This is a genomic window from Anabaena sp. 4-3 (genome assembly GCF_001597745.1).
Lineage (GTDB): Bacteria > Cyanobacteriota > Cyanobacteriia > Cyanobacteriales > Nostocaceae > Trichormus.
Map to the genome: position 1 here is coordinate 142,381 of NZ_LUHJ01000013.1, position 18,132 is coordinate 160,512.

Consider the following 18,132-nt stretch of genomic DNA (forward strand, 5'->3'; position numbering starts at 1 on the left):
GGCAGCTACAGAGTGGTTGACAAAAGTTTCTACCTGAGCTTGGATGTTGGCAATCAATCAAAACCACATCATGGTAGATATAGAGCTAATATTGCTTGATTGTTAACGGCACAAGCTTAACTAAATACTGTGTAATGGTTGCAAGCGATCGCTCTTACACCAGCCAACCCAGTATTAAGTAATACTTGTAGATATTCGATTCATACCGCTAATCAGATAAGGTGAAATCATAATTAATTTAATCATAACTCAGAGGTGAATATTAAAATGCCTAAATGGAAAGTAGTCACAGAATTTGCTTTTAATGCTGCTCACTACATCAAAGATTATAATGGCCCCTGTGGTCGGATGCACGGGCATAATTATCAAGTCCGCATTGAAGCTACATCTACACAACTCCACGCTTCCCAATACTGCCCACATCCGGTGATGGTAGCTGATTTTAGAACGCTACGTTGGGCTAAACAAGATATCACAAAAGGAGGGCTTGATCATGGTGTGCTTAACGAAGTCATGCCTCCTGAATATGAAACAACGGCAGAGATGATCGCCAAGTATATCTATGATGAAACTAAAAAGCGACTACCCCCAGATGTACAGTTAAAAGTTCATGTTTCTGAAACACCTAATAGCTGGGTAGAATACGAAGATTGATGTAGTGCAAATCATTTTGGCTGATTGTGCATCAGGAATTTCCACATAATAAAATTTTCCAGATGCAGGGCGCGTCAGTAATTTCCCGACATGAAAAAAGATTATTCCTACTGACGCAACCTACTAAATTTTAATCACAATTCATTGGTTATATGATGCTAGTATTTCTATATGGCAAATTTACTTTCTAATTCCTCAGACAGAATTAAACAAATAGTTTTTCTGTCACCTGTTATCTATGTCCATGAATACTAATTGCACACATTTTTTTGTTTTCATGGCTCAAAGCCTATCCATCCTGAAGAATGTACTTTCAGATTTGATTATTCAACCATGAATCTCGGATTTTTGTGAAGTTGTGTAAACTATGTAGTGTAGTAGCCTTATGCTTAAACTTAATCAAGTTTTAAAACTCTATATTAAGTTTTTAATAATAGTTGTCTCAACTTGTAGGTAAATGGCGTGGTTTGCGGTTGTAATTGTGTAATCTGAAAACAGCTAGACTAATGATTAAATTGAGGTCTGATGACTCCTAAAATTCTGCGTCAGCTCTGGGCTATAGTGGAAAACTCCCAAAGCAAGATCCTCTTGCAGATGGATGATGCTAGCTTGGTGCAATGGTTGGCAAACCAAATTACAACACAAGCTTTGTTAGATGCCCACGAAACTGATTTTTTAGTGGACTACATTCAATCTCGGCTATCTCTCATCCGTGATATTGCTTATGAAAGACAGTGTTAATAATAACAGAACTATGATAAATAGTCCATAGTTAATCGTGATCACGATTAACTATGAACGACTGACTGATTAATGCTGTGGCGGCAAATAACCTTCCACTAAACAATCACAACCAACTACGCGCCAACGGACACGTTCTAAAAGCAGTGCCTCAGTCATAGTAGTCAAACCTAAGTCACCTACAGGTGTGGGTGCATGATTACCGCCAATAATTTTGGGAGCAATAAAAGCTAAGATTTTTTGTACTGCCCCTTGAGCGATCGCACTAGCGGATAATTTACCACCACATTCCCATAGCACACTACAAAAACCTCGCTCATATAAATAATTCATTGCGGCTTGTGGTGTGAGCGATGGTAACTCTAACACCTCCACGCCATAATTGAGCAACAGTTTTTGGAAATCGGGATTAGCACCTACTTCTGTTAATACCAAAGTCGGAGCCTCCGCAGTTTGCCACAAACGGGCATCTGCTGGCAAATTCAGTTGCCGACTCATCACCACCCGTAAAGGATTGTGCGCCCCCTGCTGATGGCTAGTTAAATAAGGATTATCTTGACGGACGGTATTACCACCCACAATCACCGCATCACAAGCAGCTCGCAGTTGGTGAACTTCGCTCCTAGCCGCCTGATTTGTTACCCATGCACTGTGACCGGAAGTAGTGGCAATCTTACCATCTAAAGTCATGGCATATTTTAAAATCCCTAAAGGTTGTTTGTGAAGAATCCGGTAAACAAAAGCCTCATTGAGTTGCTGACAGGCTACCGTTTCTACCCCCACCAACACCTCGATTCCTGCCGCCCGTAACCGCGCAATACCACCACCAGCAACCAAAGGGTTAGGATCAACCATCCCCACCACTACCTTAGCTACACCAGCCTGAATTAAACCCTCCGAACAAGGGGGAGTACGTCCGTAGTGATTGCAAGGCTCAAGATTCACATATACAGTAGCACCACGAGCCAATTCTCCAGCTGCTCTGAGGGCAAAAACTTCGGCATGAGGTTCACCTGCACAGGGATGAAAACCTTCCCCGACAATCTTCCCATCTTTAACAACCACTGCCCCCACTAACGGATTCGGTGAAGTGCGTCCCAAAGCACGACGGGCAAGTTCCAAACACCGTTGCATCATAGCACGGTCAAAGTCGCTTCCTACCTGTTGCTGTGTTGATGAATCGGAATCGACAGGCGATCGCACTAAAACTTCTTGTTCCTGATTATTTTGAGGTTGGTATGCACCTGCTTGAGCAACCACTGGCAAGTTATCCATAATTTTGGGCATTACTGTAAATATTCTGCACCCTAAATGCTCTTATGGCGATACTGACACAGTAATATCCCCAGGCTAAGATTGGGGATAGGTTCGGGCAGGAAGCAGAGGAAGCGGAGGAAGCAGGGCAGCAGGGAGAGAACAGCTAATGACTAATAACTAATAACTAAGGGAACACCAAAAAATAAATTATCCAAATCGACTGTTAGTAGGGTGCGTCAGGATGAATATTTGCTTGGTATAGCTAGGGTTTCTCGTACTGACGCACCCTACATTTTAGATATTTTTTGATCTGGCAGTCCCTAATAACTAATGACTAATGACTAATGACTAATAACTAATAACTAATGACTATTAACCATTTTCAGCCGTTGCCACCAACGATTCAGGGGATAATACAGCACAGGAGCCCACAAACTACTGAGAATAGCAGAAGCCAAGGTGACACGCTGATAATATGCCCAGATGTATTCTGTGGAGCGATCGCCTGCTATAGTTAACAGCAACCCAAAAACAGCATCTGCCACAATTACCATCACAAACACAATCAAGGCAATCGAAATAAAATCTTCTTGGATAAATCGCTGCTTTTGAAGCATCCCAGTTATCAATCCCACCAGCCCCAAAGTGATGGCATGGGAAGGCTCTGGCGATGTCATAGCATCCTGAAGTAAACCTAAAATAATCCCTGCCAAGGTTCCCGCCCAAACTGAGCGGTTAATACTCCAAGCTACCACCCAGATTAACAACCAATTAGGCCCAATCCCTAATAATTCCATCCCTGGAAGTCGGGTTGGTAACAATAACAAACATAAAACTACAGATGCAAATGTTATTGCCCAATCTAGCAGATGCAACAAACCAGGAGGCCAATCCGCTAAAGACCTTTTTCGCTTTTTGGGTCTGCGTTTTGGCTGTTTTGACTTACCATTCAATGAAGGTAACTTCATCATTTTGGGAAACTTATTTAATTAGACTTGTGCGTTTTTTGGGTTGCTGACTGCTGGTTTTCCAAATCTAGGTTTTGCGGTTTGGGATATACAGCTACCCAATCTAGGGTTCTGATGGGTGGAAACAGTTCAACCCTAGCGATAGAAGCAGGTAGTTTTTTCAAATCTAAAGACTTGATGCGCCCAATTGGTACCCCAGCCGGGAATCTCTGACTATACGTAGATGTAGAAACTAAATCCCCCACTTTCACACTTGGGACTTTTTCATAAAACTCCAACACAGCTTCGGCGGAAGAGTCTCCCCGTAGCACCCCCTTAGTAGAAGTGCGACTAATTGTTACACCTACTTGACTTTTCAGGTCACTAATTAACAAAATACGGCTAGTGTTGGCAGTGACACTTTCTACTAGACCGACTAATCCACCCTCAGCCTTAACAATATAACCTGGTTGAATCCCAGATGTTGAGCCACGGTTGAGAGTAACTTGTTGCCACCAATGATCAGCACTGCGCCCTATAACTCTAGCAGGAATTGGTCTTGATGCCAGAGGTTCTTTTGCAACGTAACCTAATAAATCTTGCAGTTTTTTGTTTTGACTTTCCAATTCGGTAATGCGGGTTTGTAACTCCATAAATTGAGCATCCCGCAGCAGTTCTGCTTGACGTTCTTCTGGAGTCATGCCTGGAGACAACATCTGTAACGGACTGCTAATAACTTGATATGCTTCCATTAAAAACTCGCCCTGAGTTTGACGCAGTATCCAAGCTCCACCCAAAGCTAAAGCTAGTAAACTCACCTGTAAAGCTTTATGATCCCACCAACGACGTACTGTTACCATATCTGTTTCTATAAATTCAAAAGATACTGGATTCTATTTTGATAGAACCCAAATTACAGCTCAATAGAACCCAATATCCAAACTTTTTTGAGTTACATATTGCGAGAGCGTCCACTAAACACGCGTTCTAGCTGTTTGAAGTTTTCTAACACCCTACCTGTTCCCAAGACAACGCAACTCAGAGGATCGTGGGCAATATGGGTGACAATTCCTGTTTCATGGCTAATCAGGGTATCAAGGCCTTTAAGCAATGCTCCACCCCCTGCCAACATGATACCTCTGTCAATAATATCTGCTGCCAGTTCCGGCGGCGTGCGTTCTAGTGTCCGCTTCACCGCTTCGATAATCACAGATAGAGGTTCTAGCATACTTTCACGGATTTCTGCCCCTTTGATGGTGACAGTTCTGGGTAAACCAGATAGCAGGTGTAAACCTCGGACTTCCATGATTGCGTCATCATCATCATGGGTGGGGTAGGCAGAACCAATGCGAATTTTGATGTCTTCCGCAGTCCGTTCTCCAATCACCAAGTTATGCACTTTTTTGAGATACATGATGATCGACTCGGTTAATTCATCACCAGCAACGCGTACTGATTCGCTTAATACAGTCCCTTGGAGACTGAGAACGGCAACTTCTGTAGTACCACCACCAATATCAATAATCATGTTCCCAGTCGGTTCAGCCACTGGTAATCCCGCACCAATTGCGGCGGCTACTGGTTCATCAATTAAATATACTTCTCTTGCCCCTGCTTGAGCTGCTGCATCCATCACGGCTCGTCTTTCTACACCCGTGACACCACTGGGTATCCCAATGACAATCCGAGGTAATATCAACGACCGTCCCTCATGGACTCGCTGAATAAAACTTTTCAGCATCAACTCAGCCGTATCAAAGTCAGCAATCACCCCATCTCGCAAAGGTCGCATTGCAATCACATTTCCAGGTGTACGACCCAGCATTTTTTTAGCTTCTTCACCTACTGCTATGGCTACCTTTTCATTTTGATCAATTGCCACTACAGAAGGTTCTTGGAGTACAATACCTTTACCAGATACATAAACGAGAGTATTGGCAGTACCGAGGTCGATACCCATATCCCACGATGAGCGAAAGTTCCTAAACAGACCCACGCGTGTCTACGCCCCCTAATTTGCGATAATTCTAGACTACAACTGTTAGAGCGAATCGAGCTGGATTCTATTATTTTTTTGGTGTCAGAGTCCAGTCCAATGCACTGTTTTATGAACAGTTGTGCTAACACCTACTTAATCGTAGGCGTTTATGTCTTTGATATTCTGGGACTAATTAGGTATATCCGTATATTTTTTCAGTTTCTCCCAAGAATTTTGCTGATTTTTATACCTAATTTTTTTGTGATTTTTTTAACGCTTTGCAAGAGAATGACAATTCGCTATGATCAAATTCAAGACAAACAGGTACGTGCGTACTAAAAGGTAAATCAATCAAATGAATATTAATATAGTCACCCTAGTTGGTCGGGTAGGTACTGACCCAGACCTGAAATATTTTGAGTCGGGCAGCGTCAAGTGTAGATTAACACTAGCAGTTGACCGTAGAAGCCGTAATAGTGATGAGCCTGACTGGTTCAATTTAGAACTATGGGGAAAAACAGCAGAGATAGCAGGTAATTACGTCCGAAAGGGTAAGCAAATTGCTGTCAAAGGTTCCTTAAAGTTCAATACTTGGAATGACGCTCAAACTGGAATGTTACGTTCTACACCAGTTATACAAGTAGACCAATTAGAGTTGTTAGGTTCCAAGCAAGATAGAGACGCAGGTGGAGACTACTCCCCAGAACATTTTTAACAAGAGTCATTAGTCAATAGTCCCAAGTATTGACTAATGACTAATGACTAATAACTAATAACTAATTTGCAACGTTACCGATGCTTCAACTTCTTGTTCACCAGCAATTACAGGTGTGGAAGCGTCGGCGTTAGCTAACTTAGCAGCCTCAGCGCGATATAACATTGGGGGTGGAGGCGCAGTTGCACCACCTACTTGAACACTTACTATTTCTTTAGCTTGAAAACCTAGACTGCTCAAAACAGCATTAGCTTGTTGTTGAGCGTCTTGGGTAGCTTCTTTTAAAGCTTGTTGTCTAGCAGATGCGATCGCTTCATCAGTAGCCACAAAACGAATACCATTAATTTGGGTTGCACCTGCTTTCACCGCATCATCTAACAATGTCCCAGCCTTGTCATTAGGAACTCGAAAACTCACAGTATTACTGGCAGCATAACCAGTAATGCGCTGCACATTATTGGTGTAACTATAAACTGGGTTGAGGCGAATGCCAGTAGTTTGTAATTTTTCCACATTCCGGTTTTTCAGTAAAGCCACCACCGCCGCAGACCTACGTGCTGCTTCTTGCTGTACCTCTTGAGCCGTTTTACCTTGAATTTCTACCCCCAGACTGACTTGTGCCAAAGTTGTGGGAATTGATTCTTCACCGCGGCCTGTCACAGTTAAAGTCCGCCAGACTTTTTCTTTTTCTTGCGCTATTCCAGGCTGCACAAAAGTCACAAAGATGAACAACGTTAGCGGTAAAGTTTGCCAAAATTTCCCAGCAAACAACCGAGAACGCAACAAAGCGACTCTAAGCATACAATTATTTTTACTCCTATCCAGAATCTTTACGGATACTTCCACCGTATTTATTAGTTTTCCATTAATTTTTAATAGTCAACATCCCCCATGAGATTTGTATAAAACTCATAGCATGACGCAATACGATTTTTCTGTTCCAACTTTGACACCGTTATAGTCAAAAACTGAAACGGTTACATTTTTAGCAACCAAAAAAAATCCTTAAAGCACTACTTGACAAAGGTGCGATGGGTAACGCTAACCTAACGCATCCTACATAGCTGATGCACTCACAACACAAAGCGGCTGAGGAATACCAGCAGCAAAGGTTCACTTGTGGCAATTTTCCTGATTGTCGTAGCAATTTTCGGTAAAGTGATCACAGGCTTCAGCGTCTTTGGTCAGTCCCAAATCAACCGCCTAGCGACTGGTGTGGGCATAATACTTAAGGGGGAAGTCGAATTGGTATTTTCTGGTGTCCCTGCTACCAGTGACGTACTCTCTAAACTAATAGGGGTGGCAATGATTGATCACGGTTATTCTCACAACCTGATTAGCCCTTCCCCGGCTAAGTTCCTCTTGTCTTGCAAAATCACACAACATGGCAAAAGATTCAAAGCAACTCATTCTAGAGGAGTAGGGAATAGGCAACCACAAGCATCTCATTGATTTTTAGTCCCCAGTCTCCTGCTTTCCCAGTTCCCTACTTCCCCAATCCGGCGGAAACTTCTGTACTCTATACTCCGTCCCCTGAAATTGTTTATTTTATTTGTTGTCCCATTGCTACTATCATTTGGAATGTTATTTGTTGCCAGTTTTGTCTCACTTCTCAGTCCTAATCTAGATGTTTATTCAGCAAGTAAAAGATAATAACTGCAAATCTTGTCATATCAGCTAACACAACTTGGAGTTTTAATCTAAAAAACCCAATTACTAACAATCAATTCAGTCAATCTTCATCTCTGGCCAACTCAGTGTTACATCTGATGCTTTGTAGGGTAAATTATAAGTCCTGATATTCAGGCAAAAGTTGCGGGAATACTGTGAGGATAAGCTATTAATTTGCTTTTTTTATACTAGCACCCCAGTCAGAGAAGGTATCAAGACTCAAAATTAGGTGGTGAAGGTGTGACAACTTACCAATATGTTGAGATATTGATGACTCTCATGAATGTGAATCAGGAGAAAGGATTGTGAAATTACACTGGCTACTATCTGGTACTGTTGGAACTGTCATGTTACTTTCGTCGCCAGCATTAGCGGCGCGGTTGGATTCTTGGCGGTTTGATGCCCAGCAGAACCGTTTGCAAATTAACACCACAGGCGCAGTTCAACCCAAAGCACAACTGATTTTCAACCCCACACGTTTAGTGATTGATTTGCCTGGGGTAGTATTTGGGCGACCACAGTCCACACAACCGATAGGTGGTGCCATTCGCGCTGTTCGGGTAGGGCAATTTGACCCACAAACCACACGAATCGTTGTAGAGTTGGCTCCTGGTTACAACCTCGACCCCCAACAGGTAAAATTCGTGGGTGTAACTGCTAATCGATGGACAGTCCAGTTACCCACTCCCACAAGGGAGCAAGCCGAGTCTACCTCTGAAAATGTTTACAATAGAGTCACTCTAGAATCTGAGACTAAACCAGAGTTTTCTAATAATGTTGTCAGTGCAGTCGGCGGGAAAACTCAAATCGACAATTTACAAGTAACTGGGGATGGTTTTTTTGTCCGTACCAGTGGCGGGAATCCTGATATTCAGATGATTCGCAGCCGCGATCGCGCTACAATTTTTATCGATATCCCTGATGCCAGGTTATCATCCCGTCTCACCCAGCGTAATATTACCGTCAACAAGCATGGTGTGAGCCGAGTAGAACTTATTCAACTCCAAACCCGCACCCCCTCTGTTCGCATGGCTTTGCGGGTAGACAAAAATAGTCCTGACTGGCGTGTTACCAAGAGTAGTGCTGGCGGGTTGGTAGTTCTCCCCAGTCGCGTGGTGAGATTGTCAGGAAATGATAATAATGATAATTCTGACAATTCCGACAATATTACTTTACCCAGCAGACCAGTTGCAAATAAAGCACCAGCTACGATTCAATCTATTGACTTAGTAGATAATCGATTACTGATTCGCGCTGATCAAGCGACATCTGCTACCAGTGGATGGGATAGAACAACCGGTCTTTTCCGCATCACTATTCCTAACGCGAAGTTAGCTTCTAACGTTAAAGGCCCGACTTTTAAAGCTAATAGTCCGATTCTGCGCGTCCGGTTACAAACCCAAAACCCCAATACTGTAGTTGTTTTAGTCCAACCAGCCGCAGGAGTGCAAATTGGCGCACTCAATCAAGTCGGTAGTCAATTTTTGGCTTTGGAATTACAAGGTTCGCGTCGGACGATCGCCACACCACCTTTACCTCCCATCCCCGAACAACTACCAGATGCGAGAAATCCTATACCTGTACCCCAACCAAATACCCGTCCACTTCCTAGAGGTAAAGTCATAGTGCTAATTGATCCTGGACATGGTGGTAAAGACCCAGGTGCAATTGGTATTGGTGGATTACGTGAAAAAGATGTCATCTTACCCATTGGCCAACGCATTGCTCAGATTTTGCAACAAAACGGCGTGCAGGTAGTGATGACCAGAGATTCTGACTACTTCGTTAGTCTACCAGGACGAGTCCAAATGGCCGAACGAGCTAATGCTGATGTGTTTGTCAGTATCCACGCCAATGCCATCGGCGGCGGACGAACAGAAGTTAATGGTTTGGAAACATATTATTACGACAGTGGTCTGGGTTTAGCGCGTGCAGTTCATCAGAGCATTCTCCAAAGTGTCAATGTCAGAGATCGGGGAGTACGACGAGCTAGATTTTATGTCCTCAGAAAAAGTTCTATGCCCTCTATTTTGGTGGAAACAGGTTTTGTGACTGGTCGAGAGGATGCCGCTAAGTTGAGAACTTCAGCTTATCAAAATCAAATGGCAGAGGCGATCGCTCGTGGTATTCTTAACTACTTAAAACGATAAGTGTAATTAAAACGGATAAGGATAGTAAAACCACTGAAAACATCCGAATTTACTGACAAATCACAGACAGGAAAAATTATGTAGAGAATACAATGGCAAAAATTAGAGAGCCTGCTATAATTTAACGCCATTAGTTAGATGCGTTTTATACCAGCACAAAATTTGTTTGCCACCTATAAAAGTGAGAACGATGACGGTGTGACGGTGTGAGGATTTGCAAATGTTTTGAGAGATTAATCATGCGAATCAGGAGCAAGAATTGTGAAATTACACTGGCTACTATCCGGTACAGTTGGAACTGTGATGTTACTATCGTCGCCAGCATTAGCGGCGCGGTTGGATTCTTGGCGGTTTGATGCCCAGCACAACCGGTTGCAAATTAACACCACAGGCGCAGTTCAACCCCAAGCACAACTGATTTTCAACCCCACACGTTTAGTGATTGATTTGCCTGGGGTAACATTTGGGCGACCACAGTCCACGCAACCGATAGGTGGTGCCATTCGCGCTGTCCGGGTAGGCCAGTTTGACCCACAAACCACACGAATCGTTGTGGAGTTGGCTCCTGGTTACACCCTCAACCCCCAAGAAGTAAAATTTGTTGGTGTGACTGCTAATCGATGGACGGTACAGTTACCCACACCCGTAGCTGAAAACGTCATAGATACCCCAGAAATTGCCCAGCAACTACCCTCTAACTCTCCTGAGAAAAATATTTACAGAAATATTTACTCTGTTACACCCCATCTTCCAGCAACAGAGGTCAACACCGTCGCCTCTGTCACTGAAATTGAAAACTTACAAGTGACAGCAGATGGTTTTTTCATCCGCACTCGTGGCGGTAATCCGCAAATTCAAGTCAATCGGACTGAGGATAAAAAGGCGATTACTATAGATGTTGCTGGCGCATCTTTATCACCTACTCTCAGTCAGCAGGATTTGACGATCAATCGTTATGGTGTGAGTCGGATTCAATTTACCCAGCTACAAAACAAACCCCAATCTGTACGCCTGACAATGCAGGTGGATCAAAACAGTCCAGATTGGCGGGTAAGCACCAGTAGTGTCGGTGGATTTGTGGTTCTGCCTCATAGAACTCAGGTCAGATTACCAAACGAGCATAGCCCAAACCTCATATTATCTACCACCAACTCACCCGCTACCATTCAAGCGGTAGAACTAGCTAATAACGGTACGCAATTGTTGATTCGCTCTGACCAACCTGTAACTACTCAAAGTGGTTGGGATAGAACCTCTGGATTGTTTCGCATCACAATTAACAATGCTAAGTTAGCTGCCAAAGTCAAAGGCCCAGAATTTACAGCCAATAGTCCCATTCTTCGGGTAAGACTGCAATCCCAAGCACCGAATACAGTGGTGCTGTTGGTACAACCAGCCGCAGGAGTACAAATTGGAGAACTCAATCAACTCAGCAATCAACTGTTAGCACTAGAGTTACAAGGCTCACGACAAGTTGTAGTTGTACCACCTTTATCATCAACTTCCCAAGCTCAATTACCACAGCCAAATATAGATAATCCTCCAACCATATCTCAGCCAGTACCCAGTCCCTCTGTTCCCAGAGGTAAAGTTGTGGTAGTGATTGACCCCGGTCATGGCGGTAAAGACTCAGGCGCGCCTGGTTTGGGTGGGTTATTAGAAAAAGATGTAGTGTTACCGATTGGCCGCAGAATTGCTGAGATTCTGGAGCAGAATGGAGTGCAAACTGTCTTAACACGGAATGCTGACTTCTTTGTAGAACTCCAGGGTAGAGTAGACATCGCTGAACGAGCTAATGCCACAGTATTTGTCAGCGTTCATGGTAATTCTGTAGAAAATCGCCCTAATGTCAATGGTTTAGAAGTCTATTATTACGAAAGTGGTTATGCTCTAGCTGAATCAGTCCGCAAGAGTATTCTGCAAAGTATAGGCACTATTAAAGACCGAGGTACACGCAAAGCTAGATTTTACGTCCTCAGAAAGAGTTCTATGCCATCGATTTTAGTAGAAACAGGCTATATGTCAGGTCGGGAAGATAATCCTAGATTGGGTTCACCGGAATATCAGAATCGAATGGCAGAGGCGATCGCTCGTGGTATTTTGCAATATTTAAAGAGAGGCTAAAAATCTCATTACCAAAAAATTGGGTTTGAGGATGTCAAAATGTAAGAACATAGTACAAATCATAAATTGGTGTGCATACAGAATTTAATAGTCATTTAGCAAAATGTCTGCTAAATTCTGTATTTTAAATCCCCAAATTTCCATCAGTATTTGCCTGTGTATTCATCTTCCGGCTTTGAAGGTAATCTTTACAATTTTTTAGACCAAGAGCCTCAACGCGCTCCTATTGGTGTTTTTGATAGTGGTGTGGGTGGGTTGACGGTATTGCGTCAACTCTATCGGCAATTACCTCACGAATCAATCATTTACTTTGGCGATACCGCTAGGCTACCCTACGGCATTCGTTCGCAAGCAGACATTTTACAGTTTGTCCGCGAAATTCTGGACTGGATGCAACAGCAACGCGTCAAAATGGTAATCATGGCTTGTAACACCAGTTCTGCTCTCGCACTAGAAATAGTCCGGGAAGAATACAAGATTCCGATTCTCGGAGTCATTCTTCCTGGTGCGAAAGCAGCCACACAACAAGGTAAGCGTATTGGTGTAATCGCCACTCCAGCCACAGCTAAAAGTAATGCCTATAAGCACGCTATCTTAGAAATTAACCCGGATGTGGAAGTGTGGCAAGTCGGCTGTCCTGAGTTTGTACCACTGATTGAGCAAAATCGGATTGACGATCCCTACACTACTGAGGTAGCTAGGTCTTATCTAGAACCTCTGCTGCAACAAGACATTGATACTTTGGTTTACGGCTGTACCCATTATCCCTTGCTCGCGCCTGTGGTGCGATCGCTTGTTCCTTCCCAAGTTAAAATTATTGATCCGGCTGTTCATGTCGTCACAGCCTGTAGCCAAGAATTAGACCTACTAGGTTTAAGCAACACTCACCCCCCCCTACCCACTCGCTTTGTCGTGAGTGGCTGTCCCCAACAGTTTGCTCAATCTGGAGTGCAGTGGCTAGGTTGTACCCCAATGGTTGAGTCGGTAAACTGGGCTAGTGTTCCAGTTTCCCAACTCTAGCAAGATTTTTTAGCTGAAAATTAGTTAATAGTTAATGGTCAACAGTCCAAAGTCCATCACGAATGATGGATAATAACGATTGTACAGACGCTATTACGCTCGTTCTTCCACTTCTGATCGCGTCTCTACTGACTATTAACTATTTCTGTCACTGTTGGCGTTAGGGGTAATTCCTCTGGTTCTTTTTCTAAAGGCACTGGAGAAACATTCTCATGAACAGGTTTTTTGCCGATGCGTTTGGCTAAACCCAATAATAGGTAGACAGTGAACAAATAACCCGCCGCTAAAATAAAAATCATCATAGGCATATTCCCGTAAGTCATTGTTCCACCAGCACCCTTTTAAATCCATAATCAAATTGCATAAAATTAGCAAAAAGTCAACCAACCAAATACCATCTTGGTGGCTATACTTTTCTACGCCAAACTCTGCCATAGAGATATAATTCTCTAATGACAAAGAATTTCCTATGGGATTATTTGCAGACCATACATCCGATGACAGGTATTAAATTGCTAAACAGCAACTCAATACCGCACTCCTCAGCAGCCTACCTAGTCTGCTTGATTTTTGTTGACATCTTGACACTAGGAGCCATACTCACGCTCAACGCAATATGAAGTTTAATGGCAAATTTTCTCAAGAAAATCGCCAAGCTCCTAACTAAGATTTTTTCGTCCTAGGGCAGATTCCAGAAAATACTTGCTGAAATTTGGCTTTGACGAATGATATTTATGGCTCACAACACCAAAATAGTCATGTCACTCAAAAAGAGAGCGACTACTGTTGTGGGGTGAATACCTGAAAATTTTTAAATTCCTAGGTTATAGCCTAACACAACCAAGCCAATTTTGAGGCAAAATTTCCAATTTTCTAGAGGGTGACACAAAAACAAAAAACTGAATTATTTCATAAAAATAATTAATATGTGATTTTTCAAAAAATAAAATAAATTTTTCTTATTAATTGAGTATAAAAAATAGTAAGTAACTTGACAAAATACTCGCTCATTCGACAATAGCCTTCGATATCAGAAAACTGCCGATCATATTTACGTTTGTTATTTTTGAAATTTAAAACATATTCATCATCAGACTGGCAGTGAATTAGCTGCAAAAGACGGACAAATACATATAAAATACTTATCTTTCGGGTGGAGTGTTCAAAAACCTGACACTCCTATACCCTGATACCCTTACACCCTCGTGCAAGAGTGAGCATTTTATGGCTTAAATTCGAGAGTATTCTGATGAGCAAAACTTTGCGCTGGCACGGCGTTATTTTAAAATGATTATTAGAATATGTAAATTTTCGTAACTAAAGTCAGAGTCCGCCCATCCATGACCCCAGCCACCTCCCTGTTTACCCCTGTGGAAGGAGACCTGCAAATACTAGCAGATAACCTCAAACAGCTAGTTGGAAATCGCCACCCCATTCTGTTTGCAGCCGCCGAACATTTATTCGGGGCTGGGGGAAAGCGTATCAGACCAGCAATCGTGCTGTTGATATCGCGGGCGACAATGTTAGATCAAGAGATTACACAACGTCACCGCCGCCTGGCAGAAATTACAGAAATGATTCACACTGCCAGTTTAGTACATGACGATGTAGTAGATGAATCAGAAGTCCGGCGAGGCGTGCCTACGGTGCATAGCTTGTTTGGCAATCGCATTGCCATCTTAGCCGGAGATTTTCTGTTTGCTCAATCTTCCTGGTACTTAGCGAACCTAGACAACTTGGAAGTAGTCAAACTACTTTCAGAAGTGATTATGGATCTGGCTACTGGAGAGATTCAGCAAGGAATGAATCGCTTTGACACTAGCATCTCACTGGATACCTATCTCCAGAAAAGCTATTACAAAACCGCCTCGCTGATTGCCAACAGCTCAAAAGCGGCGGGAATACTGAGTGAAGTTGCCTCAGAAGTTGCCGAACATTTGTATGCCTATGGTCGTCATTTGGGTATAGCCTTTCAGATTGTCGATGACATTTTGGATTTCACTAGCACCGCCGACACCTTGGGTAAACCAGTAGGATCGGATTTAAAAAGCGGTAATCTCACGGCACCTGTATTGTTTGCCCTAGGGGAAAAACCACACCTAGAGGTGCTGATAGAGCGAGAATTCGCTCAAGAAGGAGATATAGAACAAGCCTTGTCCTTGGTTGAAGATAGTCAAGGAATACAGCAAGCGCGGGATTTAGCAGCTCATCATACTAAGCTAGCAATTGACAATCTAGCTGTTCTCCCGCCCTCAGAATCTCACCAGGCGTTGATCAATATCGCTGAATATGCACTGAGCCGGTTATATTAGTTGACCCTCCCCTGGCTCAAGGCTAGGGGATGCTTCGCTCATCAACCCTACTGGCTTTGACAGGATTCCTTCAGACAAAGTAGAGGTTAATCAACGGTTGCATCTTCCGTAGCGTTCGGATCACAGTTCCAATTTCTCGTATGCCCTACGGCACTTCAGGCTAAATTCAAGATATTAGTAGCAGCATTGCCATCTCTGTCGAAGATCAACCCGTACTAATAAAAGTGGGTTCTCATTGACAGGGATTTTTTAACGTCAATAGTTCAATTATTTTTCGCCAGTGCAATCAAACTTGGAATTTAGTTCGGCGTGACTATTGCTATCGGCGGGAAAATATCATAACATAAACAACCCTCCTTATAGGAGAGGGCTTTCAACCCATTTGTGTGGTAATCTTAAAATTTGCGATTTGCAGTCAAAAATTTCGGAAATTTTGGAGACGGAAAATTTTGGATGTTGGAATGTATTGAAAAAATCCAACATCCAAAATTTTTTTAAGCAATATTAGGGGGTATGTTTTTACTGGGACGCTGCTGTTGCAACTGTTTTTGTATGAGTTTTTGGAACTCAGAACGCTGTACTTCATAGGAGTGAGTGGTCGTACCCGGCGTTTCCAAAAAAACGATACTATCTACGGGTTCTAATGCCACCAATTGGAACAAAATATGGGTCACAGGGACAATTTTGGGGGTGATGTGAGGGTCTAGCCCAGCAGGTGAGATTAGGGTGACATCTTGTATGGTAGGAAAAGCATAAACAATACGCTTTTCAATTCCGGGGTTGGCACGATGGCTCAATGTAGTTAACACCCAACTACCCTCCGAATTTTGGAGAATATAGTATTGGGAGTAGCGTAATCGTTGAGCGATCGCCACAAGCGTAGGAGCAATTGCTGCAATAAGATTTGGTGTTACACCATCTTTGGGTGCATTGTTAATCAGCAATTGAATTTGTGCTTCTAAATCCATCATGACTTGTTAACGTCTGTTGGGTAATGGCAACAACATTTATCGCAAATAATTAATCCCATTTAATTCGGGAATAATCAAATCCACCATATCCTTAACCAAGGATGGGTATGCGTTTAGCTTATACGCAAAACCACACAGCCAATACCCACAGTTGTCGCCGCTTCTATTTAACTTATCTATAGGGTCTTTTGAGTACCAAGACTATGAATTCAGCCGCAACAGCAACTATTCCAACCGCAAACTTTCTGGGAGAAAACTCTATCGGTGTCGAGGCAATCTTTCAACTTGCCTATAACGAATTTCAACAATTCACCAAGGCTTCAGATCAGAATTGCCGCGATGTAGCAGGACGCATCACCACCGAAGTATACCGGATTTGCCACGAAAGTAAACGTATTCAAGCTTCCGGGGCTGTGGAAAGTTCGGCGATGAACCTGGCTAAACACCGACTACAACAGTGTTTGAGATACTATCAGTTAGGTTCCAACCGAGGTCGGGTTGAATTACATAGTACACTAAGTGCAATTATTTATCGTTACATTAATCCTCCCCAACGCCAATTAAGTTATCAAGGGCGGCTGACTATCATTGAAGATTTCCTACAAAGTTTTTATTTAGAAGCCTTAAACGCCTTCCGTCGCGAAAACCAACTCGGCCCCACCTATCGTCCTCAAACTCTGCTGGAACTGGCGGAATATATGGCATTCACAGAACGTTACGCAAAACGCCGGATTCCCCTGCCAGGTCGTCAACAACAGTTGATTATTCTGCGCGCTCAAACCTTCTCTCAACAGCAACCCCCAGAAACTAGCGTAGACATTGAGCAAGCAGCAGAAGGTAGCAGCAATGAAGGCGATGGTTCTTGGGAAGAACCAGCAGTACAGCAGTTGCGTTCCGCAATGGCTACCCAACCCGAACCCGAACCAGAAGAAGACACTCTACGGTCTGTAGTGATTACAGAATTAATGAGCTACCTAGAACAACGGCAACAATCAGACTGTGCTGACTACTTTTCGTTGCGCCTCCAAGATATGTCAGCCCAGGAAATTGAAAATGCTCTAGGTTTAACACCACGTCAGCGAGACTATTTACAACAACGCTTTAAGTATCATTTGATTCGGTTTGCTTTACTACACCGTTGGGAATTAGTACATGAGTGGCTGGAAGCTTCGCTGCAAACAAATTTAGGCTTAACTCCTCAGCAATGGCAAGCCTACAACGCCCAATTAGATGAGAAACAAAGGGCTTTACTACAGTTGAAGCAGCAAGGACAACCCGACGACAAAATTGCTAAAACTTTAGGTCTATCAATGGCACAACTACAAAAACGTTGGTTTAAAATTTTAGAACAAGCTTGGGAAATACGTAATTCTTTAGTGTCCGGATCAAGTGCATCTACTCATGAATAGTAACTCAGAATGCTTACTGTGCTACCTACTCGGTTTATTTGCCAATCGTGTGAATAAACATGAGACTTATTTGGTAGATTATGAGGCAGTCTACGAGGGATAAATCCTTTTCAACCAAGCTCCACAGTAAAAGGTGGCAAGCCAAATGTTGAAAAGGCAACCCCAAACCTTTTTATAGGGAGA

16 protein-coding genes are annotated in these 18,132 nt (G+C 43.0%); 9 read left to right on the forward strand and 7 right to left on the reverse strand.

Translation table 11 applies throughout. The annotated features are described in order from the left end of the window. The first annotated feature begins 267 nt into the window (after positions 1 to 267). Together A3775_RS02770 and A3775_RS02775 are read left to right on the forward strand one after the other, a co-directional pair. Positions 268 to 654 (forward strand): 6-pyruvoyl tetrahydropterin synthase family protein, encoded by a 387-nt coding sequence (locus A3775_RS02770; protein ID WP_066381527.1) that lies wholly within the window; start codon positions 268 to 270, stop codon positions 652 to 654. 525 nt (positions 655 to 1,179) lie between these two features. Further along, positions 1,180 to 1,395 (forward strand): hypothetical protein, encoded by a 216-nt coding sequence (locus A3775_RS02775; RefSeq protein ID WP_066381529.1) that lies wholly within the window; start codon positions 1,180 to 1,182, stop codon positions 1,393 to 1,395. Positions 1,396 to 1,464: 69 nt separating this feature from the next. On the opposite strand, the gene ribD is transcribed toward A3775_RS02775, so the two are convergent. The 4 genes from ribD to A3775_RS02795 form a co-directional block, all read right to left on the reverse strand. After that, positions 1,465 to 2,670 carry a bifunctional diaminohydroxyphosphoribosylaminopyrimidine deaminase/5-amino-6-(5-phosphoribosylamino)uracil reductase RibD gene (ribD, locus tag A3775_RS02780; RefSeq protein WP_066423852.1) on the reverse strand — a complete coding sequence of 402 codons (1,206 nt, stop codon included), beginning with the start codon at positions 2,668 to 2,670 and terminating at the stop codon, positions 1,465 to 1,467. Positions 2,671 to 3,014: 344 nt separating this feature from the next. Further along, on the reverse strand, positions 3,015 to 3,620 hold the full coding sequence (gene mreD, locus A3775_RS02785; protein WP_066381533.1) for a rod shape-determining protein MreD: 606 nt from the start codon (positions 3,618 to 3,620) through the stop codon (positions 3,015 to 3,017). A 17-nt stretch (positions 3,621 to 3,637) separates the two neighbouring features. Next, entirely contained in the window at positions 3,638 to 4,459 is an 822-nt protein-coding gene (gene mreC, locus A3775_RS02790) for a rod shape-determining protein MreC (protein WP_066381535.1), read from the reverse strand. A gap of 92 nt (positions 4,460 to 4,551) precedes the next feature. After that, positions 4,552 to 5,559, reverse strand: a complete 1,008-nt coding sequence (locus A3775_RS02795) for a rod shape-determining protein (RefSeq protein ID WP_066381537.1) — start codon at positions 5,557 to 5,559, stop codon at positions 4,552 to 4,554. Positions 5,560 to 5,932: 373 nt separating this feature from the next. Between A3775_RS02795 and A3775_RS02800 the strand changes: the two genes are divergently transcribed. Continuing rightward, on the forward strand, positions 5,933 to 6,292 hold the full coding sequence (locus A3775_RS02800; protein ID WP_066381539.1) for a single-stranded DNA-binding protein: 360 nt from the start codon (positions 5,933 to 5,935) through the stop codon (positions 6,290 to 6,292). A gap of 54 nt (positions 6,293 to 6,346) precedes the next feature. Here the strand turns inward: A3775_RS02800 and A3775_RS02805 are convergent, their stop codons facing one another. Further along, on the reverse strand, positions 6,347 to 7,093 hold the full coding sequence (locus A3775_RS02805; protein ID WP_066423753.1) for an SIMPL domain-containing protein: 747 nt from the start codon (positions 7,091 to 7,093) through the stop codon (positions 6,347 to 6,349). 318 nt (positions 7,094 to 7,411) lie between these two features. Here A3775_RS02805 and A3775_RS25355 point away from each other — a divergent pair, with 318 nt between their 5' ends. The 4 genes from A3775_RS25355 to murI all read left to right on the forward strand — a co-directional run bounded on the left by A3775_RS25355 (position 7,412) and on the right by murI (position 13,257). Further along, positions 7,412 to 7,744: a hypothetical protein gene (locus A3775_RS25355; protein WP_066381543.1), complete on the forward strand. Its 333-nt coding sequence runs from the start codon at positions 7,412 to 7,414 to the stop codon at positions 7,742 to 7,744. A 524-nt stretch (positions 7,745 to 8,268) separates the two neighbouring features. Then, positions 8,269 to 10,113 (forward strand): N-acetylmuramoyl-L-alanine amidase, encoded by a 1,845-nt coding sequence (locus tag A3775_RS02815; protein ID WP_066381545.1) that lies wholly within the window; start codon positions 8,269 to 8,271, stop codon positions 10,111 to 10,113. A 261-nt stretch (positions 10,114 to 10,374) separates the two neighbouring features. Continuing rightward, the gene (locus tag A3775_RS02820; protein WP_066381547.1) at positions 10,375 to 12,237 is read left to right on the forward strand and encodes an N-acetylmuramoyl-L-alanine amidase; all 1,863 of its coding nucleotides are present in this window, start codon (positions 10,375 to 10,377) and stop codon (positions 12,235 to 12,237) included. A gap of 156 nt (positions 12,238 to 12,393) precedes the next feature. Then, positions 12,394 to 13,257, forward strand: coding sequence for a glutamate racemase (murI, locus tag A3775_RS02825; RefSeq protein WP_066381553.1), 864 nt, complete (start codon positions 12,394 to 12,396; stop codon positions 13,255 to 13,257). A gap of 125 nt (positions 13,258 to 13,382) precedes the next feature. Here the strand turns inward: murI and A3775_RS23365 are convergent, their stop codons facing one another. Then, entirely contained in the window at positions 13,383 to 13,580 is a 198-nt protein-coding gene (locus A3775_RS23365; RefSeq protein WP_156481554.1) for a hypothetical protein, read from the reverse strand. A 1,017-nt stretch (positions 13,581 to 14,597) separates the two neighbouring features. On the opposite strand from A3775_RS23365, the gene sds reads away from it, so the two are divergent. Further along, positions 14,598 to 15,569, forward strand: coding sequence for a solanesyl diphosphate synthase (gene sds, locus A3775_RS02830; protein WP_066423754.1), 972 nt, complete (start codon positions 14,598 to 14,600; stop codon positions 15,567 to 15,569). A 494-nt stretch (positions 15,570 to 16,063) separates the two neighbouring features. On the opposite strand, the gene A3775_RS02835 is transcribed toward sds, so the two are convergent. Continuing rightward, the gene (locus A3775_RS02835) at positions 16,064 to 16,537 is read right to left on the reverse strand and encodes a hypothetical protein (protein ID WP_066381555.1); all 474 of its coding nucleotides are present in this window, start codon (positions 16,535 to 16,537) and stop codon (positions 16,064 to 16,066) included. A 206-nt stretch (positions 16,538 to 16,743) separates the two neighbouring features. On the opposite strand from A3775_RS02835, the gene hetZ reads away from it, so the two are divergent. Continuing rightward, positions 16,744 to 17,949: a heterocyst differentiation protein HetZ gene (gene hetZ / locus A3775_RS02840; protein ID WP_066381556.1), complete on the forward strand. Its 1,206-nt coding sequence runs from the start codon at positions 16,744 to 16,746 to the stop codon at positions 17,947 to 17,949. Positions 17,950 to 18,132 lie beyond the last annotated feature (183 nt).

What these genes read in the sequence shown, in the direction of transcription:
- A3775_RS02770 (WP_066381527.1), top strand. Translation starts at nt 268, where the DNA reads ATGCCTAAATGGAAAGTAGTCACAGAATTTGCTTTTAATGCTGCTCAC.
- A3775_RS02775 (WP_066381529.1), top strand. Translation starts at nt 1,180, where the DNA reads ATGACTCCTAAAATTCTGCGTCAGCTCTGGGCTATAGTGGAAAACTCC.
- ribD (WP_066423852.1), bottom strand. Translation starts at nt 2,670, where the DNA reads ATGGATAACTTGCCAGTGGTTGCTCAAGCAGGTGCATACCAACCTCAA.
- mreD (WP_066381533.1), bottom strand. Translation starts at nt 3,620, where the DNA reads ATGAAGTTACCTTCATTGAATGGTAAGTCAAAACAGCCAAAACGCAGA.
- mreC (WP_066381535.1), bottom strand. Translation starts at nt 4,459, where the DNA reads ATGGTAACAGTACGTCGTTGGTGGGATCATAAAGCTTTACAGGTGAGT.
- A3775_RS02795 (WP_066381537.1), bottom strand. Translation starts at nt 5,559, where the DNA reads ATGGGTATCGACCTCGGTACTGCCAATACTCTCGTTTATGTATCTGGT.
- A3775_RS02800 (WP_066381539.1), top strand. Translation starts at nt 5,933, where the DNA reads ATGAATATTAATATAGTCACCCTAGTTGGTCGGGTAGGTACTGACCCA.
- A3775_RS02805 (WP_066423753.1), bottom strand. Translation starts at nt 7,093, where the DNA reads ATGCTTAGAGTCGCTTTGTTGCGTTCTCGGTTGTTTGCTGGGAAATTT.
- A3775_RS23365 (WP_156481554.1), bottom strand. Translation starts at nt 13,580, where the DNA reads ATGACTTACGGGAATATGCCTATGATGATTTTTATTTTAGCGGCGGGT.
- sds (WP_066423754.1), top strand. Translation starts at nt 14,598, where the DNA reads ATGACCCCAGCCACCTCCCTGTTTACCCCTGTGGAAGGAGACCTGCAA.
- A3775_RS02835 (WP_066381555.1), bottom strand. Translation starts at nt 16,537, where the DNA reads ATGGATTTAGAAGCACAAATTCAATTGCTGATTAACAATGCACCCAAA.
- hetZ (WP_066381556.1), top strand. Translation starts at nt 16,744, where the DNA reads ATGAATTCAGCCGCAACAGCAACTATTCCAACCGCAAACTTTCTGGGA.